Genomic DNA, 26,673 nt, shown 5'->3' on the forward strand with positions numbered 1-26,673 from the left:
CGATCGGCATTTCGGGCCTTTGACCGCGCGCAAAACGGGTTTGCGCGATCGTCTCAAGCGTATAGAACAACCGTTCGTGACCGGCCGCAGCTCCGCTCACGATTGATCGTGTTGTAGAAATGGACGGACCCCATGATGCTCGAAGCTTCCAATCGTCAGATAGCAGCACTTGCGCTGTCATTGCTGGACCTTACAGACCTGACGGACGACTGCACGCCGGAGGCGATTGAAACGCTTTGCGCCGCTGCGCGCACCCCGCACGGGCATACGGCCGCGATCTGCATCTGGCCACGTTTCGTCGCTCAGGCGCGCGCAATCCTTGGGCTAAACAGCGCAGTCAAGATTGCGACTGTGGTCAATTTTCCCTCCGGTGACCTGCCGGTGGAAACCGTCGTCGCCGAGACGCTTGAGGCGATTGCCGACGGTGCCGATGAAATCGATCTGGTCATTCCTTACCGCGCCTTCATGGCCGGCGACGAGCAGGCTGTCCGCACGATGATATCAGCCGTGCGGCAGGCTTGCCCGGCGCCTGTCGTGCTCAAGACCATTCTTGAAACCGGAGAGTTGAAGGATCGCGGCCTGATCCGCAACGCTTCCCACATCGCCATTCAGGAGGGCGCCGATTTCATCAAGACATCGACGGGCAAGGTCGCGGTCAATGCGACGCTGGAGGCGGCCGATATCATGCTGACCTGCATCCGTGAAAGCGGCCGGAAGGTCGGCTTCAAGCCGGCCGGTGGGGTTCGCACGATTGGCGACGCCCGCCTCTATCTCAATCTGGCCGCCACGATCCACAGCCCGGACTGGCCAATGCCCTCGACATTCCGCTTCGGTGCTTCCAGCCTGCTCGGCGATATTCTCTCGGTGCTCGACGGCCGCGAGCCTGTGGCCGGCGCGACGGCCTACTGATCATGATCCCGCAGGAGGTGATCCGGCGAAAGCGAAACGGCGAAGCGCTGGGGGCAGCGGATATCGCCGGTTTCATCCGTGGCTTGACCGACGGATCGATCTCCGAGGGGCAGGTGGCAGCCTTCGCCATGGCCGTCTGGTTTTCCGGCATGGACCTCGATGAAACGGTGGCGCTGACCCTTGCCATGCGCGATAGCGGCGCCGTGCTGTCCTGGGACGATATCGGCCATCCCGTTGCCGACAAGCATTCGACCGGCGGCGTCGGCGACAATGTCTCGCTGATGCTGGCGCCGATCGTGGCGGCCTGCGGGCTTGCCGTGCCGATGATTTCCGGCCGGGGGCTTGGCCATACGGGAGGCACGCTCGACAAGCTGGAATCGATTCCGGGCTATGATATCAAGCCATCCGAAGCGCTGTTTCGCCGGACCGTTCAGGAGGCCGGCTGCGCCATCATCGGTCAGACTGCCGATCTCGCGCCTGCCGACCGGCGGCTTTATGCCATTCGCGATGTGACGGCGACGGTCGATTCCGTACCGTTGATCACCGCCTCCATCCTGTCGAAGAAACTCGCCGCCGGCCTGCAGTCGCTGGTGCTCGACGTCAAGATCGGTACCGGTGCCTTCATGGTCGGACTGGAGGAAGCCGAGACACTGGCCCGCTCGCTGACCGGCGTCGCCAATGGTGCCGGCGTGAAGACGACAGCGTTGATCACCGACATGAACGAGCCGCTGGCCGATGCGGCCGGCAATGCCGTCGAGATCGAAAACTGCATCGCCTTTCTGCGTGGAGAAAAAGCCGGAACCCGCCTGGAAGCCGTGGTGATGGCCTTTGCTGCCGAAATGCTGATGTCGTCGGGCGTTGCAGACAGTGCCACGGAGGGTGCCGAGCTTGCCCGCGGCGCGCTCGACAGTGGTGCAGCCCTGGACCGGTTTGGCCGTATGGTCCACTTGCTTGGCGGCCCCGCCGATTTCGTCGATCGGCCGAACCTTGTAAAGGCGCCGGTTATTCTCCCCGTCGAAGCGCCGACTGACGGTTATCTTCAGGCCTGCAATGCCCGCGATGTCGGGATGGAGGTCATTGCGCTCGGCGGCGGCCGCACAAGGCCGGACGAGGTGATTGATCACCGTGTCGGCTTCAGCGGCCTGAAACCGCTTGGAAGCAGGGTCGAAAAGGGCGAACCCTTTGCGTTCGTCCATGCCGCCGGTGAAGATCAGGCGTTCAAGGCACGCACACGGCTGCAAGGTATCTATACGATCGGAGAAGACGCGGTGTCTGAGCGGCCGGTGATTGTTTCGAAAATCACCGGGTAAGGTGCAATGCACCGTTCTCGACCCGGTAGGACGAGAGCTTGTTGAGGAAACTCATGCCGACCAGCATGCCCGACAGCGATTTGTCGGGCAACACCATGGCCTCGACGTTCTTGACCGAAATCGTGCCGATCTCGACGCGATCCAGCATGACAACTGCGGCCTTGACGATGCCGTTGGCAGTATTGACCTTGGCGTCGAAGGACAACGATCCTGTGGCGACGCCCAGCCTCCGCGCCGTCGAAATGTTGATGGCAACCACGCTGGCGCCTGTATCGACCAGGCCATCTGCCTTGCGGCCGTTGATGGTGAAGGTCCCGAAGAAATGCCCGCCGGGACCAGGCTGCATGATGACGCCCTTGCCGCCGGTATATTTCGCCGGGCTGCTCTGGGCAGGACTGGCTGCAGTCTGATTAGTCTGCGGACGGTCAAGATAGGACGTGGCAAGGCCCGGCAGCACCATCGCGGCGCCAACGATGCCTCCGGCAAACACAGCCATACGAACCAGCATTGGATCACACCCCGCAACACAAAAACGCTACGCAGCTAAGCATGAAGGCCGCTAACAGGAGGCAAAAAGCCGCCGGATTTTCCGGCGGCTCTGTGTCGAGTTGCGAATCTGGTTAAGGAATTGGCAAGATTCTGTTCGGTTGGCTGCCTATCGAGGATGCACGAAATCGGCGGCTTGAACAGGAAAGCGTTACTTCGTGCCGTACATCCGGTCGCCGGCATCGCCGAGACCCGGTACGATATAGCCCTGCTCGTTGAGGTGGCTATCGATCGAAGCGGTGAAGATCGGTACATCCGGATGCGCGGCCTGAAAGTTCCTGATGCCTTCGGGGGCAGCCAGCAGGCAGAGGAAGCGCAGGTTCTTCGCGCCGCGCTCCTTCAGCTTGTCGATGGCGGCAATCGAGGAATTGCCGGTCGCCAGCATGGGGTCCACGACGATGACGAGACGTTCGGACATGGCTTCCGGCGCCTTGAAGTAATACTCGACCGCTTCCAGCGTTTCATGGTCGCGGTAGACGCCGACATGCGAGACGCGGGCGGAGGGCACGAGTTCGAGCATGCCTTCGAGCAGGCCGTTGCCGGCGCGCAGGATGGAGGCGAACACCAGCTTCTTGCCTTCGAGCACCGGCGCCTGGATGGTCTGCATCGGTGTTTCGATGGTTTCCATCGTCAGCTCGAGGTCGCGGGTGACTTCGTAGCAGAGCAGGGTGGAGATTTCGCGCAAGAGCCGGCGGAAACCTGCGGTCGAGGTCTCCTTTTTGCGCATGATGGTCAGTTTGTGCTGAACAAGCGGGTGATTGATGACTGTAACGCCGTCCATGGCCAAGCCCTCCTGCGGAATATGGAATTTAAATTCCTTTTTTCATGGAAAGGCGAGAGGCCGCAAGGCCCGAACGGCGCTTTACTGCATCATCCCCAGTCCTCGCGGATCAAAGGGCGGCGAGCAAGCGTGCGCGCGTCGACTCATCGACAAAGGCGGCCTCGATCGCGATGCGGGTCATGCCGTTGATCTCGTCGTCGGAAAAACCCATCACCTGCGAGGCGATTTCGTATTCTTGGCTAAGCGAGGTGTGAAAGAACGGCGGGTCGTCAGAGTTGAGCGTCACCCGGCATCCGGCTTCATAGAGAGCCCGCAAGGGATGCGAGGCAAAGTCTGGAAAGACCTGCAGCGACACATTGGAGCCTGGGCAGGTTTCGAGCACGACACCCTCGTCGGCGATCCGCTTGACGAGGCCGGCATCCTCGATGGCGCGCACGCCATGGCTGATGCGCGACGGGCGCACATGATCGAGCGCATCGCGCACGCTTATGGCTCCGGCCATCTCGCCGGCATGGATGGTCAAGCCAAGGCCGCTATCGCGGGCGATATCGAATGCGCGCCTGAAATCTGCGACCGTGTGCATGCGTTCATCGCCGGCGAGATTGAAGCCGGTGACCAGCGGGTGTTCGCGCCTGGCGGCATAGAGGGCTGTACGCTCCGCCGCTTCCGGACCCATGTGCCGGATGATGGTGATGATCATCCGGCCTTCGATGCCGGTCTTTTCCCTGGCAGCCTCGATGCCGGCGGAAAGCCCGCGGATATAGGCGTCGCTGCCGATGCCGATCGTATTGCCGTGGTCGGGGGAAACGATGATCTCGCTGTAGATGGTGCCTGCGGCTGCGAGTTCCGTCAGATAGGTCTCGGCCAGAAGCGCGTAGTCCTCTTCCGTGCGAAAAAGCTCGGCCACGGCGTCGTAGCATCTCAGGAACTGGGTGAAGTCCGCCCAGAGATAGGCCCCGTCCCTGATGATTCCGCTGATATCGACATTGTATTTTTGCGCCAGCAGCAGGGCGAGCGCCGGTTGGGCGGCACCTTCGATATGGCAGTGCAGCTCGGCCTTCTTCAGATATGCGGTCACAGAAAACTTCTCCCGTGGAGGCCCGGTACAAGGCCCAGATGCTTGGCAATCGTTTCGCCGATCCCGGCAAAGCTTGACAGGACGCCGATCGAGCGGGTGCGGATATCTGGTCCGAAGACGAGGATCGGTACGCGTTCGCGCGTATGGTCGGTGCCGCGCCAGGTCGGGTCGCACCCATGGTCGGCCGTCAGGATGACGATGTCGCCGGGTTTCAGCTTGCGGTCCAGATCGGGAAGCCGCTGGTCGAAGGCCTCCAGTGCCGCCGCATAGCCCGGCACGTCGCGGCGATGGCCGTAGAGCATGTCGAAATCGACGAAATTGGTGAAGACCAGATCGCCGTCCTCGGCCTCGTCCATGGCTTTCAGCGTCGCCTCGAACAGCTCCATATTGCCGTTCGCCTTGATCATCCGGCCGATACCCTGATGCGCGAAGATATCTGCGATCTTGCCGACGGCGTGAACCGTGCGGCCCGCTTCGGTCAGCCTGTCGAGAAGCGTCGGTTCCGGCGGCAAAACGGAATAGTCGCGGCGGTTGCCGGTGCGGACGAAGTCCTTCGGGGTGGTGCCGACGAAGGGCCGGGCGATGACGCGGCCGATATTGTAGTCATCGAGCAGGCGCCGCACCGTCTGGCAAAAAGCAAGCAGGCGCTCAAGGCCGAAGGAATGTTCGTGCGCGGCGATTTGGAAAACGGAATCCGAGGACGTGTAGCAGATCGGCTTGCCGGTGCGCATGTGCTCTTCGCCATATTGGGCGATGATGTCGGTGCCCGAGGCATGGCAATTGCCGAGAATGCCTGGGACGTTGCCTTCACGGCAGATCGCTTCGACCAGTTCCGCCGGGAAGGCATCGCCTTCCACCGGGAAATAGCCCCACTCGAAGGTGACGGGCGTACCTGCGATTTCCCAATGGCCGGATGGCGTGTCCTTGCCGCGCGAGACTTCGCTTGCCGCCCCGTATAGCCCAAAGACCCGCTCCGGCAGCGGCATGCCGGCGGGCAGGCGCCGGTTGGCGAGTTTTGCAGCGTGCAGCAGGCCGAGCGCCGACATGTTGGGAAGCGTCAGCGGTCCTTGGCGCAAGCCCTCCCGGTCACCAGCGCCGGCTGCGCAGAATTCGGCGATATGGCCGAGCGTATCGGCGCCATCGTCGCCGAACGCGGCCGCGTCGGGCGCCCCGCCGATGCCGAAGGAATCAAGAACGAACAGAAAGGCACGCGCCATGGACCACCCGGGATGCTGCCGGAGCCAAGCCCGCGATATGCAGGCCGCTTGCAGCAGAACAAATGTTGCTCGTCATCTCGCGCCATTCAAGCGGCCGAGGTGAAAGCGCGCAGAAATACTCCGGGGCGGACCAGATTGCAAATGCCAGGTTGTTGTCAGATTTCGATCAGGCTGGACAATCGCTGCATTTTATTTCGGTGCCGACGCGCTGGCGGAAATAGGAAGTCTTGGAAATATTGACGGTATTCAGCGTGTTTTTGGCGACCCCCGGTGCAAACAGCAGTATATCGTGTGGAACCACCAGTTCTGAGCGCACGATGAAGGTGTTTATGGCGGAAATGTCGCTTGGCATCGTGACGACCGAACCGGCCTTGTAGGGTGCGGTGCCACTCTGGTCATAGGACCATGTCACGACGCCGACGCCGGGGGCGGTCATCTTGATGCCGGTCATTTTCAGCGTGTATGTGGCCATTTCAAACGGCGACATGACGCTCATGGCGACGGCCTTCATGCCCTCGAGAGTGGCTTTATCGACGTTCGGCATCTGCGTCAGCACGTCAGCGACAGTACTTGAGGCGCGGGAGACTTTTCGGCTGACGTTGAAGCCGACCGAGATTTCGAAGCAACCGATATAGGCCACGATCAGCAATGGGGCGATGATCGCGAACTCGATTGCGCCCGTTCCCTTCCGGTCACGCCAAAAAGCGCTGAAAGCGCCCAGTTTCCAGCGGAGCAATGCCCCATGATAACGCATGGCCTTCATAGCCTGCTCCTCAATAGCTTTCAGTGCGGAAGGCGGCCGTTGCGACCATCAGATAGTCGTTCGGCATGCTGGTTCCGGCGGGGCGCAAATTGGTGATGTAGGGGCGCACGAGATCGGTGATGACTTCCCAGCGATAGTAGGCGCGCACGATGGTAACCGTCGTCGGTCCGCCCGGCGCGAACTGGAAGCCGCTGGTGTCGAGATCGCCATTTATCCGCGGAATAGTGTTCGGGATTTTGGAGAAGTCCGCAAAGCTGCGCACGTCGATAAACAGTTTCGACGGTGTTTTAGCCTCGGTCGCCGAGCAGGTCATGATAACCGAAATCTCGGTACAGAAGGCCCGACGGAATTCTTCCCGGGTGGTGGTCGAGGTTATCTCGCCGGTTCGCACTTTGCGGGCCATCGTCTCCGTGGCGTTGGCGAGAAGCTGTTCGGCCGTGAATGCCATGAATGTCTCGAGCGAGGCGAAGATGACCATCATGAAGGGCAAGGCGAGAACAGCAAATTCGATCGCCGATGTGCCGGATCTGTCTTTGAGCAAACGCCGCAGCAGACCGCGGTTGCGTTTCTTTTGCTGAGGGCCGTTACCGGCCGCAGCATTTCCATCAGGATTGTTCAACATTTCGCCATTCCGCCATACGATGAGGCATATTAGGCGGCGACTGTTGATATTTCGTATGCAAGAACGAGAATAATTTGAATGGAAACACTTACCGCATGATAAGGATTGGCGGCAAGATTTTGCCCCTCCATACGAATTCTTATGCCGTCGTTTCCTGCGCTCTCAGTCTCTGCGGGCGCCCTTAGATAACGCCGCTCCTCAGTTTGCGACAGTCGTCTTTTGCGTTGCGTGCTCTTCGCAATTGGGTGTGCAGGAGAGCACGGAACGGACAGTCTGGCGAAAGACACGCACGGTGTTTCCTTCATCGATCGAGACCAGAATTCGCTCGTCAACGATGGCGTTGCCGTCGGCATCGATAATCACAAGGTTCGTGGTGCCGAAGGAGCGCCCGGTAAGAACGATTGTTTTGGCATCGGCCACAGTGGCATCGGCGACGTCAGAATTGCCGATGATGACCTTGCTGACCGGCCGGTCGAGCTTGAGCACGCGGGCCTGGTTCATGAAAACGTTCAGCATGCCGTCGGCGGCAATTGTGGGCGGTGCCAAGAAGGCGCTGAAGAGAGCCAGAATCGCGAGGACCGTGGTCAGCGACCGGGCGCCGATGGCTGTATTTAGCAAATTCATGGCTGTTTCCTGATGACGCGAGTATCCCAAGCATCCTCTGCTTTGGTGAATGAAGCGTTAAATCACTGCTATCGGCAACGCTTAAAGGTGTTCCTCATGCCATGTGTTCGTCATGGGCATCGGGGCGCCCGAAAAATAATGGCATTTTATACTTTGCGTTGTCGGCGTTTTTACCATGAAAACCAGCTGGATTTGTTAACGTACCGGTAACTCTTTTCCTTAAGCGAATTGAAATTCACGCTCTGTAGGGTCTGGTTATCCGATCAACGGAAACAGTTGGCGGAAGTGCTGAACAACAAGTGAAGTAGGAGAGATACCATGACCAAGATTTTCGCACGTTTCATGAAGGATGAGTCCGGCGCGACCGCAATCGAATACGGCCTGATCGCAGCCCTCATCTCCGTCGCCCTGATCAGCGGCGCAACCGTGCTCGGCACAGAGCTGAACACGACTTTCACCGAGCTGAAGAACAAGCTGGCCGCGGCGAATTAATAACACGCCACACGGTTTGATTTTGAGAAAGCCGCTCCCCGTGGAAGCGGCTTTTTCTATTTCGGTCGTGTGAAGCGTTTCTTTGCTGCGTGCTTCAACATTTTTTAAATGCAATTGCGTAGACTGAAATCAGCAATTTGGAGAGCGAGATGGCACAAGCTATTATTTTTGTAATCGTGCCGCTCTGCCTGGCCGTTGCCGCCATCTCCGATCTACTCACAATGACGATCCCGAATCGGGTACCGGCCATCCTGTTGGGCGCGTTCGTTCTTGTTGCCCCTCTCGCTGGCCTCAGCCTGCCGGTGATCGGCATGCATCTGGCCGCCGGGCTTATCGTCTTTGCCGTGTGCTTTGCGCTGTTTGCAATGAATATCATGGGCGGCGGCGATGCCAAGCTTTTGACAGCGAGCGCCGTCTGGTTCGGCCTCAACGGCTCATTGATGGCGTTTCTCATCTACGTGTCGTTCATCGGCGGTATCCTGACCCTTCTGATCCTGATGATGCGCAGCCGGGAAAACACAATCATCGCATCCGGGCTTCCGGTTCCGCATCTGCTGTTCACGGCCAAGAAAATTCCCTACGGCATTGCCATCGGGCTTGGCGGCTTCCTCGCCTATCCTTCATCCCCGCTGATGATGGCCGCACTCGCCCAGCTGCATTAATCTCTTCGTATCATCCTGACCCGATACCGTCCGCGCCGCGATACATCTGAGGCGGCCGATGTGCCTTTGTGGCGCAAATCATTTGTTAACCATGAATGTAAGCGGTCCGTTAACTATAATTACACCAATTCCTGATCAATCTGCAGCGAGCATATTCTCGGGTTGCAGGAAAGATCATGAAACCGGTGCGCGTTATTATTCTGGCTGTGGCAGTCGCATCGGCGGGGTTGGCCGGGTTCCTGGCACTCAAGCTGACCAGCGGCAAGACCGTGGTCAGCACAGCTGAGCCGGTGATCGAGCGCGAGCCGACCGTCAACGTTCTGGTTGCCAGCAAGAGCCTGCCGGTAGGATCGCGGCTTGATCCGGATGCCGTGCACTGGATCTCCTGGCCGAAGGACGGCGTTGTGGACGGCCTGATCACCGAGGACGTCCGCCCGAACGCAGTGACGGATCTCCAGGGCGTCGTCGTCCGCCTGCCGATTTTCAATGGCGAACCGGTGCGCCAGGAAAAGATTGCCGACTCGTCGAGCCGGATCATGTCGTCGCTGCTGCCGGCCGGCAAGCGCGCTGTCGCCACCGATATCACCGTTGCGACCGGTGCCGGCGGGTTCATCCTGCCGAACGATCGCGTCGACGTCATCATGGTTCGCAAGAATGAAGATACATTCCTGACCGAAACCGTTCTCAGCAATGTCCGGGTGCTCGCCATCGACCAGCAGGTCGAGGAAAAGGAAGACGGGTCCAAGTCGGTTATTGGAACGACCGCCACACTGGAGCTGACGCCGGATCAATCGAAGGTCATGACGGTGGCCCAGCAGATGGCCGAGCGCCTGTCGCTGGTGCTGCGCAGCGTCGCCGACGCGCAGGAGCCGGATACGATCGGGGCCGACTATCTCTTAAGCGGCGATGGGCGGCCGTCCATTCAAGTCATCAAATCGGGCTCTATCGTCAAGAGCAATGACAGCTCATCCATGGGTGAAGTGAAATGATGAGTGAGCGGGAGCGGAACGTGAAGCGGGTCGGAAACAAATTTCGCAGCTCTGTCGCAGGCGGACTGGCCTTTTGCCTGGCTTTTTCGGGCTTGCCGGCCGGGACTTTCGTTGCGGAAGCCGCCTCGCAGTCGATGGTGCGCATCGTCGATAGCGGGCCAGGCGCCAAAAAAACCATCAAGCTGGGGCTCAACAAGGCTGTCGTCGTCGATCTGCCCACCGACGCGCATGACATTCTCGTTGCCGACCCGATGCTGGCGGATGCCGTGACACGAAGCTCGCGCCGCATCTATCTGTTCGGCAAGATGGTCGGCCAGACAAACATTTTCGTCTTCGGCCCGGGCGGCGAGGAAATCGTCAGTCTCGACCTGGAGATCGAACGCGACATTTCCGGCCTCGAGGCCAATCTCAGGCGCTTCCTGCCTGATTCCGACATCAAGGTCGAAATCATTTCGGACAATATTGTTCTGACCGGCACGGTTCGCACGCCACTGGATTCGACCCGCGTCGAGGAGCTTGCACAGGCCTTTATCAAGGGCGGTGAGGCCACCACCCGCAATATTACGGCCCAGGGCAACAACGGCGACGCCGACATCTTTGCCGAGCGCCGCCAGGTTTCGCAAATCGTCAATCTCCTCCGAATCGACGGCGAGGATCAAGTGATGCTCAAGGTGACGGTGGCCGAGGTTTCGCGCCAGGTCCTCAAGCAGCTTGGCTTCAGCGGCTCGATCAAGAGTTCGACCAGCGGCAACGGCATCACCTTCCGCAATCCTGCAAACCTCGGCAATGCGGTCAATGCATTTGCCTCCCAGATCAGCGGCGCCATCGGTTCCGGCTCGATGGGCTTCACAAGCTATTTCAACGCGATGGAACAGGCCGGCGTCATGCGCACGCTGGCGGAGCCGAGCCTTACGGCGATTTCCGGCAAGAAGGCCAGTTTTTCCGTCGGTGGCGAGTATCGTCTGCCGTCAGAACAGGAAATGGACGACAAGGGCGTGCTGACCCGAACCGTCGACACTGTCGAATATGGTATCGGACTGGACTTCACGCCTGTCGTTCTGGGGCCGGGGCGCATCAGCCTGGAAATCGCAACCGAGGTTTCCGAGCCGACGTTCGAGGGCTCTGTCGTCAACGGCAACGCGGCCAGCATTCCCGGCCAGACCTATATGTCGATCCGCCGCCGCAAGGCGTCCACCAGCGTCGAGCTTCCTTCCGGCGGCTCTATCGTGATCGGCGGTCTGGTCCAGGACGATATCCGCCAGGCCATGTCCGGTCTTCCCGGCGTTTCGAAAATTCCGATTTTCGGCACGCTGTTCCGCTCGAAGGATTTCGTCCGCAACGAGACGGAGCTGGTCATCATCGCAACACCATACCTGGTTCAGCCGGTGGCGCGCGGCGACCTGTCGCGTCCGGATGACAACTTCAATCCGACCGACGACCTGTCGAGCGCGTTTCTCGGCGAAGTCAATCGCATCTACGGCAACCGTCAGGCCGCCCCCACCGGGCAGTATCACGGCAATGTCGGCTTCATTTACAAATAGGCGGGAGCGGACATGACAACCAAGATCATTCTGAACCGCGATACGAAAAGGCACACGATCATGCGGCCAAACACCCTTGCGGGCCCGATCCGTCTTGCGCGCCTGCTGGCATTTGGCGCCTTGCTGGTTGCCGGTACAAGCCTTGCCGGCTGCGCCAACCGCGACGGTATGTCGACCGGCGCTCTGCCGGACGACTACCGGACGCGCCATCCGATCGTCATTGCCGAAGCCGAACATGCGATCGATGTGCCGGTCGGGTCGAGCGACAGGCGCCTGACGAAGGGCGCACGCGATGTCATCCGCGGCTTCGCACAAAGCTATACCAATTCCGCGACGGGTACGGTCCAGATCCTGCTGCCGCGGGGCTCCGCCAACGCCCAGGCTGCATCGTTGTTGCGCAAGGAAATTCGCGGCGTTCTGGTCGGGGCCGGGATCCCGGCCAACCGGCTGATCGAGGTCAGTTATCAGGCTGATCCCTATGGCGACGCAGCGCCGGTGCGGCTGAGCTATACGGCGATTACCGCAAAGACAGCGCCGTGCGGCAACTGGCCGAAGGATCTGGTCTCCAACACGATCGAGAACAAGAACTACGAAAACTTCGGCTGCGCCAGCCAGGCCAATCTTGCAGCGCAGATTGCCAATCCGCTGGATCTGCTCGGCCCGCGCGCCATGTCGCCGATCGATGCTGTTCAACGCGGTGAAGTCATCAAGGATTATCGCGGCATAGACGGCGCCACCGACCCCGGTGGTCCCACGATTAACATCAACTGACATGTCCGGGCAGTTTGACGGGATAGCACAATGAGCACGATTGACTACCAGATTGAGACCGCGTCGGGTGAGCCGGATGGCTTTTCCGATGCTGGCCGCCCGAGCGATGTCGATCACCTGCGGCCGCTTCCGCGAATATCCGTGCATGCCTTCTGCGAGACCGAGGCCTTGCAGCGGGTGATGGAGAAGTGCGGGCAAGACCGGCGAATGAGCAAGGTCACCTTCAGGATCAACAGCGGTTCGATCGCCGCTGCCGCCAATATGTTCGCGACCACCCCGACGCCCAACCTGATCATCATCGAAACGTCAACGGAACCGCGCTTGCTGATGCAGGAACTGGGACCGCTTGCAGCCGTCTGCGACCCCAGCACCAAGGTCATCATCATCGGCCGCTACAACGATATTCCGCTCTACCGCGAGCTGATCCGCAACGGCATCTCCGAATATATTGTTGCGCCGGTCGTCATGTCCGACGTGCTTGGCGCCATCGCGGCGATCTTCGTCGATCCGGAAGCCGAACCGTTGGGCCGTAGCATCGCGTTCATCGGCGCAAAGGGAGGTGTGGGTTCTTCGACGCTCGCGCACAACTGCGCCTGGGGTATCTCCAACCTGTTTTCCACCGAAGTGGTGCTGGCCGATCTCGATCTGCCCTATGGCACCGCCAACATCAATTTCGATCAAGACCCGCCGCAGGGTATTTCCGAGGCGGTCTTTTCCCCTGAGCGTCTGGACGAAATGTTTCTCGACCGGCTTTTGACGAAATGCTCCGAGCATCTGTCGTTGCTTGCCGCACCGTCGATGCTTGACCGGCCCTATGACTTCGATGCGACGGCCTTCCAGCCGCTGATGGAAATCCTGTTGCGCAATGCGCCGGTTTCCGTGCTCGATGTGCCGCATCAATGGTCGGACTGGACCCGCACGGTGCTGGCGGAGGCAGATGAGGTCGTGGTCACCGCCGTGCCCGATCTGGCAAACCTGCGCAACGCCAAGAACCTGTTCGATTCACTAAAGAAGATCAGGCCCAACGACAAGATGCCGCATCTGGTGCTCAATCAGGTCGGATTGCCGAAACGGCCCGAAATATCGCCGAACGATTTCTGCGATTCCCTTGAGATCGAGCCGGTCGCCATTATTCCATTCGACGTGGTTTTGTTTGGAAATGCCGCCAACAGCGGCCGGATGATTGCCGAGATCGACAAGAAGGCGCCAACGGCGGAAACCTTCTCGCAGCTTGCCCATCTGCTGACCGGCCGGGCAACAGCCAAGAAAGCCAAGAAGGGCGGCCTTGGCAAAGTTCTCGGCATGCTTGGGCGCAAGTAACTGACTGTCAAACGGAAACCGGATTGAGCGCATGTTTGGTAAACGAGGAAACGAAGGCTTCGGAAAGGGCGGGTCCATCAGCGCCGTGCAGCCGGCTGCGTCCGTGGCAGTTGCCGAGCGGCCGAGCGCGCCGGTGCTTGCCGAACCTGTTCGCGAAACCATCCCTGTTACACGGGCGCCGCCATCTCCTCCGCCGGTCCGCAAGAAAGCGGCGCGCACAGAGGACTATTACGACACCAAGTCCCAGGTGTTCTCGGCGCTGATCGATACGATTGACCTTTCGCAGCTCGCCAAGCTCGACAATGAGAGCGCGCGCGAGGAAATTCGCGATATCGTCAACGACATCATCACGATCAAGAATTTCGCGATGTCGATCTCCGAGCAGGAGGAACTGCTCGAGGATATCTGTAACGACGTTCTCGGCTATGGTCCGCTGGAGCCGCTTCTGGCACGCGACGATATCGCCGATATCATGGTCAACGGCGCGGGCCAGACTTTCATCGAAGTGAACGGCAAGACGATCGAATCCGAAGTCCGATTCCGCGACAATGCCCAGCTCCTGTCGATCTGCCAGCGCATCGTTTCTCAGGTCGGCCGCCGGGTCGACGAGTCTTCGCCGATCTGCGACGCGCGCCTTCCAGACGGTTCCCGCGTCAACGTTATCGCCCCGCCGCTCGCCATCGATGGCACGGCACTGACCATTCGTAAGTTCAAGAAGGACAAGCTGAAGCTCGACCAGTTGGTCAAGTTCGGCGCGATCACGCCGGAGGGTGCAGTCCTTCTCCAGATCATCGGCCGCGTTCGTTGCAATGTCGTCATTTCCGGCGGTACCGGTTCTGGCAAGACCACGCTTTTGAACTGCCTGACCGGCTATATCGATCTGGAAGAGCGTGTCATTACCTGCGAGGATACGGCCGAACTGCAGCTGCAGCAGCCGCATGTGGTTCGTCTTGAAACCCGCCCGCCGAATATCGAAGGCGAGGGCGAGATCACCATGCGCGATCTCATCAAGAACTGCCTGCGCATGCGGCCTGAACGCATCATCGTCGGCGAAGTCCGCGGACCGGAAGTCTTCGACCTGTTGCAGGCGATGAACACCGGACACGACGGCTCGATGGGCACCATCCACGCCAACACGCCGCGCGAATGCCTGAGCCGTATGGAATCGATGATCGCCATGGGCGGCTTTACGCTGCCTGCCAAGACGGTGCGCGAAATTATCGCCGGCTCCATCGACGTCATTATCCAGGCCGCCCGTCTGCGTGACGGTTCGCGCCGAATTACCCACATCACCGAAGTGATCGGCATGGAAGGTGACGTGATCATCACCCAGGACCTGATGCGCTACGATTTGGAGGGCGAAGACGCCAACGGCAAAATCATCGGCCGGCACAAATCGACAGGTATCGGCCGCCCGCATTTCTGGGATCGCGCCCGCTACTTCAATGAGGACAAGCGGCTGGCTGCGACGCTCGATGCGATGGAAAAGGACTGAAGCTCTTCATGTTCGGGATAGATATCACCATTCTGGCGATCGTTGGTCTCGTCGCGCTTTCGACGGCCGGACTTGCCTATGGCATTCTGTTCACGCGCATCGAAACTGAAAAGAAGGCCGAAAGCCGCGTCCGCAAGGTCAAATTCGCCGAAGCCGACAGGGTTCAGGTCAAGGCGGCGCGCGACCGTATGAATGAAATGTCGAAACGGCGGAAATCCGTCCAGGATTCGCTGAAGGATCTCGAAAAGAAGCAGCAGGAAAAGTCGGCCAAGGCAAAGCCCAGCATGAAGATCAGGCTGCTCCAGGCCGGCTTCAATATCTCGATCTCGCAGTTTTACATCGCCAGTGCGGTCTTCGGCGTCGTAATCAGTCTCCTGACGCTGATTGCCGGCATGAAACTGCCGATCATCGCCGGGATTTTTCTCATCGGCACCGCCGGCTTCCCGCGCTGGCTCGTCAATTTCATGGTCAAGCGGCGCTGCAAGGCATTTCTGGACGAATTTCCGAATGCGCTCGACATCATGGTGCGCTCGATCAAATCGGGTCTCCCGCTGAATGATGCCATCCGGCTGATCGCCAGCGACGGCATGGAACCGGTCAAGACGGAGTTCAAGCGCATCATCGAGGCGCAGCAGATCGGCCTGAATATTCCGGAAGCCTGCGCGCGCATGATCAACACCATCCCGCTGCCGGAGGTCAATTTCTACGCCATTGTCATCGCCATCCAGGCGCAGGCCGGCGGTAATCTCTCCGAGGCGCTTGGCAACCTCTCCAAGGTGCTGCGCGAACGCAAGAAGATGAAGGCCAAGGTTCAGGCGCTGTCGATGGAGGCCAAGGCTTCGGCATGTATCATTGGCGCACTGCCATTCATCGTTGCGTTTCTGGTTTATACAACCTCGCCGGACTATATGAGCATCCTGTTCACCGACCCGCGCGGCCACTTCATCATGGGGTGTTCGGCGGTATGGATGAGCATCGGCATCTGGGTGATGCGCAACATGATCAACTTCGACATCTAGGAAAGGGTCCGGTATGAGCGAGGGCATGATCAGCACTCTGACAAATCCGAACGTTATCGTTGCCTTCCTGGTGGCGGTGGCGGTGCTGGCGACGTTCTACTCCCTGGCTGTCCCGTTCCTGGAACGAGGGAATCTGGAAAAACGGATGAAATCCGTTGCGACGGAGCGGGAAATGATCCGGGCGCGCGAGCGCGTGCGGCTCAACGCCGAGATCAGTGGCGGCAAGGCCTCGCTGCGGTCTCAGAACAACACGTCGGTCCGGCAGCTCGTCGAGAGGCTGAATCTGCGTAAGGCGCTCGTCGATGAGAATACCGTCAACCGCCTGAAGTCGGCCGGATACCGTTCGCAAAACGCGCTGAACATGTTTCTCGTGGCTCGTTTTTGCCTTCCCTTCCTCTTTCTGGCTGTCGGCGCCTTCTATATCTTCGTACTGGGGTATCTTGCTGAAAAACCATTCATGATGCGGGTACTGGCTGTCATCTGCAGCGCCTATCTCGGTTTCTACGCGCCGAATATCTTCATTTCCAATGCCGTATCCAAGCGCCAGCACTCGATCCGCAGGGCGTGGCCGAATGCGCTCGACCTGCTGTTGATCTGCGTGGAATCGGGCGTCTCGATGGAACTCGCGATGCGGCGCGTGGCCGACGAAATCGCCGAACAGTCGGCGCCTCTTGCCGAGGAACTGGTCCTGACGACGGCTGAACTGTCGTTTCTGCCGGATCGGCGCGCCGCGCTGGAAAATCTCGGCATCCGGACCGGACTCGACGATGTCAAATCGGTGATGCAGGCCCTGATCCAGGCCGACCGGTATGGCACGCCGGTCGCGCAGGCCCTGCGTGTGCTTGCCCAGGAAAGCCGCGACCAGCGCATGAATGAGGCGGAAAAGAAGGCTGCGGCGCTGCCGCCAAAGCTGACCGTCCCGATGATCCTGTTCTTCCTGCCGGTCTTGATCGCCGTCATCCTCGGTCCGGCTGGCATCCAGGTCTCCGACAAGTTCTGATCCGGTTTTCGGTATGGTCAAAAGCATGTCGGGAAGATCGCGATACGCGTCTTCCATGCGGCTGCCTTCTTGATCGACTGGGTTGGAGAGCGGGTTCAAATGACCGCGGCACTGCAGCCTTTGGACCTATGACCGCGTGATCACAGGTGCCTTGGACGCCGCGCTGCCGTCGGGAGACGCAGCTGCGGTAGCCGGTAGCGCCGCAGGGCTCAGTTCGTGCCCTTGTCGTCCTTTGCAAGCTTCTGCCAGGCATTCTGCTGCGACATGATCGAACGCAGATATTGGACATTGGCTTCGGCCTGGTCCGGCGAAAGTTCCTGACGGGCGATCTGTTCGGCCTCGGGAAAGCGCCCCTGCAGGCCGACGGCGAGCGCCAGGTTCTGGCGCACGCTGCTGTCGGCGCCGGGTTGGCCGGCCGCCGAGCGCAGATAGGTTTCTGCCGTCTTCAGATCCTTGTTCAACAGGTAGGACATGCCGAGATTGGACAACACCGTCGGTTCGTTCGGCTGTATGTCGAGCGCCTCGCGGTAGCGCTGACGTGCTTCGCCTGCGCGGCCGAGCTGATCGAGGATCGCACCTTCGGCCGATTTCAGTTTCCAATCCGGGCGGTCGGGGGTCTGGGCGCGGGTAATCGTGTCCAGCGCCTGCTCGAGCTGACCTGCGGCGGCCTGCGATTTTCCATAGGCGGCAAGGACCTCGCGGTCGGTCGGGAAATTGATCGCTACCTGCTGCATGACGGCCAGTGCCTGGTCATTGCGGCCGGTCATGCGCAACATGTTGGCATAGTTCAGGCCGGCGGCGCGGTCTTTCGGGTTGCGCTCATAGGCCTTGCCGATGCTTTCCGCTGCCGTCGAGAGCTCGGTCGCGTTCATTGACTGGACCGGTTTGGAGAAATTGGGGGAGGGAATGGAGCCCGTCGTCAGCTCCTTCTTCTGCGTACCGCAGCCGGCCAGCGTCACTGCGAGGATCGCCATGGCGGTTGCTCGCAGGAACCGGATGCTCGAAAAAGACTGTTGTCCGCGTGCGTTCATTGCCAATGCCCCTTAAGCATTTGTTCAAGCACCGGACGCAAATCCCCAACACATCGGCGCAATCTTCACTCCAGCAATAATCTGTTAACCCTAACAGAGCGTTAATCGGGTGATTCTACTCCGTTCCTTCCGAAGGATTTTCATGGCCTCCTATCAATTCATCGACCGTCCGTCGCCGTTCAATACCAGCGCCGGCAAGACCCTGCCGATCTTCGCGGTAACACCGGCTCATATCGATATCGGCGCCATTGATCCGATTGCGCTCGACTGGGCTCGCAAGGCGGGGTTCAAGGCGGAGTCCGGTGCGGTCCTGCTGATCCCGTCCGAGGACGGTCATCTCGGCGGTGCGCTGTTCGGGCTTGGCGCCAATCCTTCCGAAGCGCCGTTTCTCACCGGTAAGCTGGCACGAACATTGCCGGCCGGGAAATGGCATATCGAAACCGCGCCGCTGACGGCAAATCGTCTCGCTCTCGGCTACGGCCTCGGCTCCTACAGCTTTGACCGTTACAAGGCGGCCGGTAAGGAAGCGCCGACATTGATGATCCCCGCAGACGCCGATGCATCCGATATAAAGCGCCAGCTTGCCGGTGTTTTCCTCGCCCGCGACCTGATCAACATGCCGACCAACGACATGGGCCCCAATGCCCTGGAAGAAGCCTTCCGAGCGCTCGGCGAACACTACAAGGCCAAGGTTTCCGTCGTCTCCGGTGACGATTTGCTGAAGCAGAATTTCCCGTTGATCCACACGGTCGGCCGCGCCAGCGCCGAGGCACCGCGCCTGCTTGAAATGCGTTGGGGCAAGARGGGGCACCGCAAGGTGACGCTGGTGGGCAAGGGCGTCTGCTTCGATACCGGCGGCCTCGACATCAAGCCTGCCGCTTCCATGCTGTTGATGAAGAAGGACATGGGCGGCGCTGCCAATGTCATGGGGCTTGCCCTGATGATCATGGACGCCAAGCTGAAGATCGACCTGCGCGTCCTCGTGCCGGTGGTCGAAAACTCGATCTCCGCCAATGCCTTCCGTCCTGGCGATATCTATCGCAGCCGCAAGGGTCTGACGGTGCAGATCGACAATACCGATGCCGAAGGCCGGCTGATCCTTGCGGATGCGCTGGCTTACGCAGACGAGGAGGAGACCGACCTTTTGATCGACATGGCGACCCTGACAGGAGCTGCCCGTGTTGCGCTCGGTCCGGACTTGCCGCCGTTCTACACCGATGACGAGGACCTCGCCCACGATCTTACCGAATCGAGCCTGACGGTCGATGATCCGCTGTGGCGCATGCCGCTCTACAAGGGGTATGAGAAGGATATCTCGGCCCGCATCGCCGACCTGACCAACGCGCCTTCAGGCGGTATGGCGGGGTCGATTACCGCAGCGTTGTTCCTGAAGCGCTTTGTCAGCAATGCAAAGAGCTGGGCCCATTTCGACATTTTCGGCTGGGCACCGGCCGAAAGGCCGCATTCGCCGCTTGGCGGCGAGGCACAGGCGATCCGCGCGCTGTATCATCTGATTGCCAGCGGGAAGAAGTAGTTTGGGGTCCGCTTGACAGGCACATACCCCCCTGTCCGGGACAGGGGGGTATGTCTCAATCCATTCATCCGAAAACGGGCGGCCTATTCGTTGATCAGCCGCTTCAACAGTTCGATCTCATGCGACAGCTTGGTGTCGCCGGTGATCAAATCTTCGATCTTGCGAACGGCATGCAAAACCGTGGTGTGATCGCGTCCGCCAAAACGGCGGCCGATTTCCGGGAAGGAGCGGGGCGTCAGCGTCTTTGCCAGATACATGGCAATCTGGCGCGGCTTGACGATGACGCGGGTGCGGCGGTTGGAGACCAGTTCCTGACGCGATACGTTGTAGTGCTTGGCAACGACGCGCTGGATGTCTTCGATGCGCACCCGGCGCGGTTCACCGGCATTGACCAGATGGCCAAGCAGTTCATCGACCCGTTCAATCGACAACTGGGGCTCGAATGAAAGCCGGAAAAGCAACTGATTGAACGCGCCCTCAAGCTCGCGGCCGCTGGCTGTGATGTTGCGGGCGACATGGCTGAGGATATTGGCGGGAATGTCGAGGGACGGGTCGTCCAGACGGGCGACTTCGAGGCGGCGCTTGAGGATTTCGAGACGCATCTCGTAATCCGGGCCTTCCATCTCGATGGCGACGCCGCCCTGCAGGCGAGAACGGACGCGCGGATCGAGCGATTCCAGCTCCCAGGGTGCACGGTCGGCAGCCACGACGACCTGCTTGGCGCTGTCGAGCAGCATGTTGAGGAGATGGCAGAATTCGTGCTGGATCGACTTGCCCTGCAGGAACTGCATGTCGTCGATGACCAGAAGATCGATGTTGCGCAGCGTTTCCTTGAGCGACAAGGCATCATTGTCGCGAATGGCCGTTGCGAAACGCCACATGAAATATTCAGCCGTCAGATAGACGACGCGGGGCGCGCGCGCGCTCTGGATCGCAGCGGTGGCGATGGCCTGCAAAAGGTGCGTCTTGCCAAGGCCGACCGTCGAATGAATGAACAGCGGGTTGAAGCGCACGGCGCCGGCGCCGGCTTCGGCAATCGTCTTTGCGGCCGCAAGTGCGACGCGGTTCGACGAACCCTCGACAAAGCTTTCGAATGTGTAGCGTGAATCCAGCGGCGAACCGAACAGAGGGCCTGCGACCGGCTGGAGCTTCTGAAGATTGGTCACCGTTGCTGCGGCGTGATGGGCAAGGGTCTGCGGCGCGGCACGGCGTGAAGATACAGGCGCTGCCGTATCGCTGTGGTTCGTCTGGGCCACATCATCCTGGAGACCGGGCCGGGTGCTGCGCGTTGCGCTGCGAACGACAATCTCCACCTTCAGGATCTCTGCGTCTTCCTGCTGGAAGATGGTGGTGATCAGATCGAGGTAACGGTTGTTGATCCAGGATTTCAGAAAGGTCGTCGGAACGGACAACCGCACAACGCTCTTGGACATGGAGTGGAGCTTCAGCCGGCCGAACCAGCTGGCAAAAACATCAGGACCGACCTGGGCTTTCAAACGCGCACTGACCCGCTCGAAAAGTGCGCTCTGCATCGTGTCGCCCTTTTCCCCGGTCGTATTGTCAGACTGCTTTACCGCGATCTGACGGGCATTCTCCCCATTCTCGAACACAATCGCCGCCGTCACCGAATTACCAAGCATATTGCCGCCTTCCAATATCATTCCGCGACGCCGCCATTGCTGCCGGCGTCAGCCCTTATGTCTGTCTCAAGCGGCCCTTTTCAAAGGCATGCCGCCCAATTCAAACGCTCCCCGCACCGCAAGAGGAATCCTCATCCTCCTCCCACGGCCCGGTTTCGTGCAATATCCATCTGGCAAAAGCCAAACGCATGTCCCGTTTGCACAATTTCATTTCAGTATCCGCAGAGGCCTCGTGTCCTCTCCGTCCACTCACCTCCAACCGGCCTTCCCAACCCTCGTTAAAAGAAGGGCAGGCCAGCTTGCCGATATCGCGTCCTCATCCGCATACCGGCCTCCGTCCCCTCACAGCGCAGCAGGAGCCGCGATGTGCAATGTCCGGTGTATCGGATAGATCCAGTCGTTCTCAACCAGAAGTCGCAAGGCATCGTTCCGGGCAAATATATTGCTCAGTTGAAAACGCCCTGTTCTGATTGATGGAACGTTGTGGAACCACCCCGTTACAGAAGGTTTAAGTGAGAGTGTGCCACCTGTTGAAAGGCCGCTTTCTCATCTTGCCCACAGGTATGTCCTGCGCCTTCTGTGGGGGCATTTAGGCAGGATCGTGGCACAAGATCAATCGCGAATTTTAACGCTTGGGAAGGGCCGGGCGTTGACTCTCATAGCGTGTCCTGCATGGACCGGAGCCCGGTGGAAGAGAATCGCTTTTGAATCAAGGGCTTTGAATTTTGGCCCGGAAGTTAGCTGGCGAAAAACAAAAAAAATAAAAAATTTCTTGACTCGTTTAGAGCCCCGGCTGGCCCGGGTAGCAGGCGGGTGAGTCTGAGCGTCCTCCTGCAAGCAATTGATTTTATTTAAAAATTTCTGTCATTGCGGTGACACAATGCCGTGTGCGCGGATTAACCATTCGCATGCCGGAGGTACGAATCTGAAAAGCCCGGTCATGAAACCGGGCTAATGCATTGATGATATTTTAATAAGCCGGCTTAAGCCGAAAGCGACTTTACGCGGTTCGCAAGACGCGACACCTTGCGCGATGCCGTATTGGCATGCAGCACACCCTTGGTTGCGGCGCGCATCAGTTCCGGCTGGGCTGCCTTCAGGGCTGCCTGGGCGAGAACCTGATCGCCGGAAGCGATGGCTTCCTCGACCTTGCGGATGAAGCCGCGAACGCGCGAACGGCGGGACTTGTTGACTTCCGTGCGGCGGGCGATCTTGCGGGTCGCTTTTTTCGCCGAAGTTGTATTGGCCATTTGGTGTCTCTCTTCGAAATCTGACAAAAACTCTCTACCGCCGTGCCGGGTCACTGCGACCTGTCGTCCAAGCAAGTAGGGAGCAATATCGGAAAACCTTGGAGCGGCTTTCCAAACTGTGGGCGGCATATAGCCTTAAACACCGCCTGCGTCAACGCGCTATTTTCGAAAACGCCGCGGCCGGGTGACCATGGCCGGCCGCGTTATTTCTGGCATTTCGGGCAATAGAAGGTCGATCGGCCCGCTTGAACGGCGCGCGCGACGATTCCGCCGCAGCCTGGCGTCCGGCAAGGTTCGCCTTCACGGTCATAAACCGAGAACGAGTGCTGGAAGTAACCCAGCGTGCCGTCCGTCTGGATATGGTCGCGCAACGACGAGCCGCCGGCGGCGATGGCGTCGGCAATCACCGTTCGGATCGCCTCGGTCAGAAGAGCGAGCGCCCTCTTCGGTTTCCCCCTGGCATCCACCAGCGTGCCTGCGACCCGCAGCGGCGAGAGACCCGAGCGCCACAGTGCCTCGCAGACGTAGATATTGCCGAGGCCGGCAATGTTCTTCTGATCGAGCAGCGCCGATTTCAGTGGCTGCGCCTTGCCGGCAAATCGCGCCGCCAGATAGGCGGCATCGAGCACGTTGCCGGTCGRCTCTTCGCCAAGCTCGCGGAAAAAAGCGTGGCTGGAAAGCGTGTCCCGACGGGCAAGGTCCATGAAACCGAAGCGGCGCGGGTCGTTGTAGATGACGCGGGCAGGGCCTCCTGTCCCCTCCAGATGGAAAACGACATGATCGTGCTTTTCGCTTTTGCCACGCGGATGGTGAAAGTCACCGGGTGTGTCGGATGCGGGATCCGCCTCCACCCGGCCGTCTTCCACCCGAAAGGACCCGGACATGCCGAGATGGGCGATGATCACGTCGCCACCCTCAAGGTCGATCAGAAGGTATTTCGCGCGACGGCCCAGCGAGACGATGCGCCGTCCCGAGATAAGCGTCGCAAAACCGGCCGGGAAGGGGAAGCGCAGGTCCGGGCGCCGCAGCTCGGCCCGCACCAGCAGCGCACCTTCCATGGCCGGCGCAAGGCCCCGCCTGACCGTTTCCACCTCGGGAAGTTCCGGCATTCACGTCTCCTTGCCATGCGCCAACTGACCGGGGCCATTTGGCAATTCCATTCGCTGCGCACATATCCTATAGCAGGCCGGTCCTATAAGCAGGCCGATCTTAACCACGGGCGCGAATGCCGCAGGCTGCTATCTGCCGCAGAGATAGCGTGGATGAAGCGAATTCGCTATGGTCGGCGCAACAGCGATTGAATGGAGTAAACCTTGATGACTGGTGAGCGCACTTCTGCCGATGGCGGTATGGAAACCTCCTATGGGTTTCGCCAGGTTGGCCAGGGCGAGAAGCAGGCGCTCGTCAACGATGTCTTCCACAAGGTCGCCAAGCGCTACGATATCATGAACGACGTCATGTCCATGGGGCTGCATCGCGCCTGGAAGGATGCGATGATATCAGCGCTCAATCCGCGCCGCTCCGAGGACTACAAGGTTCTCGACGTTGCCGGCGGCACCGGCGACATTGCCTTCCGCATCGTCGAGGCATCGGACCGCAAGGCGCATGCGACCGTGCTCGATATCAATGGCTCGATGCTCGCCGTCGGCGCCGAACGCGCCGAAAAGAAGGGCCTGTCGCCCAATCTCACCTTCGTCGAGGCCAATGCCGAGGAACTGCCGTTCGAGGCGAATTCCTTCGATGGCTACACGATCGCCTTCGGCATCCGCAACGTGCCGCGCATCGACGTGGCGCTGTCGGAAGCCTACCGTGTCCTCAAGCGCGGCGGTCGCCTGCTTGTGCTGGAATTCTCCGAAGTCGATATGCCGTTGCTCGACAAGGTCTATGACGCCTGGTCGTTCAACGCGATCCCGAAGTTCGGCAAGATGGTCACCGGCGATGCCGAGCCCTACCAGTATCTGGTGGAATCGATCCGCAAATTCCCCAACCAGCGTGATTTCGCCGCCATGATCACCAAGGCCGGCTTCTCGCGTGTCACCTATACCAATTACACCGCCGGCATTGCCGCGCTGCATTCCGGCTGGAAGATCTGACGCATGATATCCATTCTCGTGAAGCGCTCTGAGGGGCTGCCCCGGCGCGGCGGCAGGCCGCTATGAGCACGCCCGGAGCCTATCTCCGTCTCGTTCGTATCGGTTGGGTTCTGGTGCGCGAAGGCGTCGTGTCGGCGCTGCCGTCGGAAGACATGCCGGCACTGCCGAAGGCCGCGCAATCCTTCGCCGGCCTTTTCGCGCGCCGCCGTGCCAAACAGGAAGTCCGCAGCGACCGGCTGGCCCGGGCCATCGAGCGGCTTGGTCCGTCCTATGTGAAGATCGGTCAGTTTCTCGCCACCCGCCCGGATGTCGTCGGCGTTGATTTTGCAGACGACCTGTCCTTCCTGCAGGATCGCATGGCGACGTTTCCGGTGGAGGAAGCACGCGCCGCCATCGAGAGTTCGCTCGGCCGTCCGGTCGCCGATCTCTATGGGCATTTCGGCGAGCCGATCGCCGCCGCCTCGATAGCTCAGGTGCACCCGGCCACAGTGGTGCGTGACGGCATCGACCAAAAGGTCGCGGTCAAGGTTATTCGCCCCGGCGTGCGCCAGCGCTTTGCCCATGATCTGGAGGCGATGTTCCTCGTTGCCGGGCTGCAGGAGCGTTTCCTGCCCCATACCCGCCGCCTGCGGCCGGTCGAAGTGACGAAGACGCTGGAGCAGACCACCAAGATCGAGATGGATCTGCGGCTCGAGGCCGCCGCCCTGTCTGAGCTTGGCGAGAACGCGGCGGATGATCCGGGATTCCGGGTGCCGAAGGTCGATTGGGAGCGCACCGGCCGCGACGTTGTGACGATGGAGTGGATCGACGGCACCAAGATGTCGGATGTCGAGGGCCTGCGCGCCGCTGGCCACGATCTCGATGCGCTGGCCGATACGCTGATCCAGTCCTTCCTGCGCCACACGCTGCGGGACGGCTTTTTCCACGCCGACATGCACCAGGGCAATCTGTTCGTCGATCCGCAGGGCATGATCGTCGCGGTCGATTTCGGAATCGTCGGCCGGCTTGGCAAGAAGGAGCGCCGCTTCCTCGCCGAAATCCTCTATGGTTTCATCACCCGCGATTATCGCCGCGTCGCCGATGTGCATTTCGAAGCGGGCTATGTGCCGTCCCACCACAATGTCGCAAGCTTCGCGCAGGCGATCCGCGCCATCGGCGAGCCGATCCATGGCCAGCCGGCCGAAACGATTTCGATGGCAAAGCTCTTGACGCTGCTGTTCGAGGTGACCCAGCTTTTCGACATGGAGACCCGGCCGGAGCTGGTGATGCTGCAAAAGACCATGGTGGTCGTTGAAGGTGTTGCCCGCACGCTCAATCCGCGCTTCAACATGTGGAAGGCTTCCGAGCCTGTGGTCGGTGCCTGGATTCGCGACAATCTCGGCCCCAGGCGCATTGTGTCCGATGTCAAGGAAGGGCTGCACGCCGCATTGCGTCTTGCCGAGGCCGCGCCCGAGATTGCCGCGAAAACGGAGAAATTCTCCCGCGACCTGACGGCCATGGCGGAAAATGGCCTGCGTTTTGACGAAGGCACCGCCGAGGCCATCGGCCGTTCCGAGGCACGCCACAGCCGTTCGGGTCGCGTCGCGCTATGGGTAATCGCGCTTACGCTGATCGTGATTGCGTGGCGGGTTTTTTGAGCTTGCCTTTGCGCGCGCGTTCGTTCAATTTCACCGCATGAACAGCGTAGCAAAGACCCTTACCATGACCTGCACGGACCTTTCGGGGTGCGCAGGATCGGTGCTGGGCTAAAAGCGCCTTCATCCTGTGGACCCTGCCGAGGCAGGTAGGGTCGCAAGCTTCTTACCTCCTCGCATTTGAAGACGAGGAACGTCATGAAGCAAACAGCAATCCCGCCCGTACAAATCCCCCAAAATGCCGTGCACATCCGGGCTTCGCGTCCGGGTGATCATGAGCAAATGGCCGTCGTGCTCAACCAGCCGGGTGTGCGGCGGGGAACGCTGCGCCTGCCCCATACCAGTCCGGAAC

Annotated in this window: 25 protein-coding genes; 14 read left to right on the forward strand and 11 right to left on the reverse strand. The window is 60.1% G+C overall.

Going from position 1 to position 26,673, the window contains the following annotated elements:
• The first annotated feature begins 135 nt into the window (after positions 1-135).
• Positions 136-909: a deoxyribose-phosphate aldolase gene (gene deoC, locus AC1D17_RS12075; protein WP_477565669.1), complete on the forward strand. Its 774-nt coding sequence runs from the start codon at positions 136-138 to the stop codon at positions 907-909.
• Positions 906-2,219, forward strand: a complete 1,314-nt coding sequence (gene deoA / locus AC1D17_RS12080) for a thymidine phosphorylase (RefSeq protein ID WP_477565670.1) — start codon at positions 906-908, stop codon at positions 2,217-2,219. Before deoC ends, deoA begins: the two co-directional genes overlap by 4 nt.
• Here the strand turns inward: deoA and AC1D17_RS12085 are convergent.
• The 7 genes from AC1D17_RS12085 to AC1D17_RS12115 all read right to left on the reverse strand — a co-directional run bounded on the left by AC1D17_RS12085 (position 2,209) and on the right by AC1D17_RS12115 (position 7,850).
• On the reverse strand, positions 2,209-2,727 hold the full coding sequence (locus AC1D17_RS12085; RefSeq protein WP_477565642.1) for a TIGR02281 family clan AA aspartic protease: 519 nt from the start codon (positions 2,725-2,727) through the stop codon (positions 2,209-2,211). The two genes, deoA and AC1D17_RS12085, sit on opposite strands and share 11 nt — an antisense overlap.
• Before the next feature lie 189 nt (positions 2,728-2,916).
• Entirely contained in the window at positions 2,917-3,546 is a 630-nt protein-coding gene (gene upp / locus AC1D17_RS12090; RefSeq protein WP_264220907.1) for a uracil phosphoribosyltransferase, read from the reverse strand.
• Between the two features lie 109 nt (positions 3,547-3,655).
• The gene (locus AC1D17_RS12095; protein WP_477565643.1) at positions 3,656-4,624 is read right to left on the reverse strand and encodes an adenosine deaminase; all 969 of its coding nucleotides are present in this window, start codon (positions 4,622-4,624) and stop codon (positions 3,656-3,658) included.
• Positions 4,621-5,841, reverse strand: a complete 1,221-nt coding sequence (locus AC1D17_RS12100) for a phosphopentomutase (protein WP_477565644.1) — start codon at positions 5,839-5,841, stop codon at positions 4,621-4,623. Before AC1D17_RS12100 ends, AC1D17_RS12095 begins: the two co-directional genes overlap by 4 nt.
• 166 nt (positions 5,842-6,007) lie before the next feature.
• On the reverse strand, positions 6,008-6,595 hold the full coding sequence (locus AC1D17_RS12105) for a TadE/TadG family type IV pilus assembly protein (RefSeq protein ID WP_477565671.1): 588 nt from the start codon (positions 6,593-6,595) through the stop codon (positions 6,008-6,010).
• Between the two features lie 19 nt (positions 6,596-6,614).
• The gene (locus tag AC1D17_RS12110; protein WP_477565645.1) at positions 6,615-7,226 is read right to left on the reverse strand and encodes a TadE/TadG family type IV pilus assembly protein; all 612 of its coding nucleotides are present in this window, start codon (positions 7,224-7,226) and stop codon (positions 6,615-6,617) included.
• A 198-nt stretch (positions 7,227-7,424) separates the two neighbouring features.
• Positions 7,425-7,850 carry a pilus assembly protein N-terminal domain-containing protein gene (locus AC1D17_RS12115; RefSeq protein WP_477565646.1) on the reverse strand — a complete coding sequence of 142 codons (426 nt, stop codon included), beginning with the start codon at positions 7,848-7,850 and terminating at the stop codon, positions 7,425-7,427.
• A gap of 318 nt (positions 7,851-8,168) precedes the next feature.
• Here AC1D17_RS12115 and AC1D17_RS12120 point away from each other — a divergent pair, with 318 nt between their 5' ends.
• The 9 genes from AC1D17_RS12120 (at position 8,169) to AC1D17_RS12160 (ending at position 17,139) form a co-directional block, all read left to right on the forward strand.
• Positions 8,169-8,342, forward strand: a complete 174-nt coding sequence (locus AC1D17_RS12120; RefSeq protein WP_477565647.1) for a Flp family type IVb pilin — start codon at positions 8,169-8,171, stop codon at positions 8,340-8,342.
• A 149-nt stretch (positions 8,343-8,491) separates the two neighbouring features.
• Positions 8,492-9,004: an A24 family peptidase gene (locus tag AC1D17_RS12125; RefSeq protein WP_477565648.1), complete on the forward strand. Its 513-nt coding sequence runs from the start codon at positions 8,492-8,494 to the stop codon at positions 9,002-9,004.
• A 176-nt stretch (positions 9,005-9,180) separates the two neighbouring features.
• Positions 9,181-9,993, forward strand: a complete 813-nt coding sequence (cpaB, locus tag AC1D17_RS12130) for a Flp pilus assembly protein CpaB (RefSeq protein ID WP_477565649.1) — start codon at positions 9,181-9,183, stop codon at positions 9,991-9,993.
• Between the two features lie 20 nt (positions 9,994-10,013).
• A complete protein-coding gene (locus AC1D17_RS12135) occupies positions 10,014-11,534 on the forward strand; it encodes a type II and III secretion system protein family protein (RefSeq protein WP_477565650.1) in 1,521 nt (506 codons plus the stop codon).
• Positions 11,535-11,546: 12 nt separating this feature from the next.
• Positions 11,547-12,305, forward strand: coding sequence for a CpaD family pilus assembly protein (locus AC1D17_RS12140; protein WP_477565651.1), 759 nt, complete (start codon positions 11,547-11,549; stop codon positions 12,303-12,305).
• A gap of 30 nt (positions 12,306-12,335) precedes the next feature.
• Positions 12,336-13,625, forward strand: coding sequence for a CpaE/TadZ family protein (locus AC1D17_RS12145; protein WP_477565652.1), 1,290 nt, complete (start codon positions 12,336-12,338; stop codon positions 13,623-13,625).
• 31 nt (positions 13,626-13,656) lie between these two features.
• Positions 13,657-15,120, forward strand: a complete 1,464-nt coding sequence (locus tag AC1D17_RS12150; protein ID WP_477565653.1) for a CpaF family protein — start codon at positions 13,657-13,659, stop codon at positions 15,118-15,120.
• Between the two features lie 8 nt (positions 15,121-15,128).
• Positions 15,129-16,139, forward strand: coding sequence for a type II secretion system F family protein (locus AC1D17_RS12155; protein ID WP_477565654.1), 1,011 nt, complete (start codon positions 15,129-15,131; stop codon positions 16,137-16,139).
• A 13-nt stretch (positions 16,140-16,152) separates the two neighbouring features.
• Positions 16,153-17,139: a type II secretion system F family protein gene (locus AC1D17_RS12160; RefSeq protein ID WP_477565655.1), complete on the forward strand. Its 987-nt coding sequence runs from the start codon at positions 16,153-16,155 to the stop codon at positions 17,137-17,139.
• 209 nt (positions 17,140-17,348) lie between these two features.
• Here the strand turns inward: AC1D17_RS12160 and AC1D17_RS12165 are convergent, their stop codons facing one another.
• Positions 17,349-18,170, reverse strand: coding sequence for a tetratricopeptide repeat protein (locus AC1D17_RS12165; protein WP_477565656.1), 822 nt, complete (start codon positions 18,168-18,170; stop codon positions 17,349-17,351).
• 142 nt (positions 18,171-18,312) lie between these two features.
• On the opposite strand from AC1D17_RS12165, the gene AC1D17_RS12170 reads away from it, so the two are divergent.
• Positions 18,313-19,704, forward strand: a complete 1,392-nt coding sequence (locus tag AC1D17_RS12170) for a leucyl aminopeptidase family protein (protein WP_477565657.1) — start codon at positions 18,313-18,315, stop codon at positions 19,702-19,704.
• Positions 19,705-19,787: 83 nt separating this feature from the next.
• Here the strand turns inward: AC1D17_RS12170 and dnaA are convergent, their stop codons facing one another.
• The 3 genes from dnaA to mutM form a co-directional block, all read right to left on the reverse strand.
• Positions 19,788-21,344: a chromosomal replication initiator protein DnaA gene (gene dnaA, locus AC1D17_RS12175; RefSeq protein WP_477565658.1), complete on the reverse strand. Its 1,557-nt coding sequence runs from the start codon at positions 21,342-21,344 to the stop codon at positions 19,788-19,790.
• Positions 21,345-22,327: 983 nt separating this feature from the next.
• On the reverse strand, positions 22,328-22,594 hold the full coding sequence (gene rpsT, locus AC1D17_RS12180) for a 30S ribosomal protein S20 (protein ID WP_037104210.1): 267 nt from the start codon (positions 22,592-22,594) through the stop codon (positions 22,328-22,330).
• Between the two features lie 203 nt (positions 22,595-22,797).
• A complete protein-coding gene (mutM, locus tag AC1D17_RS12185; protein WP_477565659.1) occupies positions 22,798-23,703 on the reverse strand; it encodes a bifunctional DNA-formamidopyrimidine glycosylase/DNA-(apurinic or apyrimidinic site) lyase in 906 nt (301 codons plus the stop codon).
• 207 nt (positions 23,704-23,910) lie between these two features.
• Here mutM and ubiE point away from each other — a divergent pair, with 207 nt between their 5' ends.
• Both ubiE and ubiB read left to right on the forward strand, forming a co-directional pair.
• A complete protein-coding gene (gene ubiE / locus AC1D17_RS12190; RefSeq protein ID WP_477565660.1) occupies positions 23,911-24,687 on the forward strand; it encodes a bifunctional demethylmenaquinone methyltransferase/2-methoxy-6-polyprenyl-1,4-benzoquinol methylase UbiE in 777 nt (258 codons plus the stop codon).
• A gap of 62 nt (positions 24,688-24,749) precedes the next feature.
• Positions 24,750-26,324, forward strand: coding sequence for a 2-polyprenylphenol 6-hydroxylase (ubiB, locus tag AC1D17_RS12195; protein ID WP_477565661.1), 1,575 nt, complete (start codon positions 24,750-24,752; stop codon positions 26,322-26,324).
• Positions 26,325-26,673: the final 349 nt, after the last annotated feature.

It is taken from the genome of Pararhizobium sp. P1_E7 (assembly GCF_056405855.1).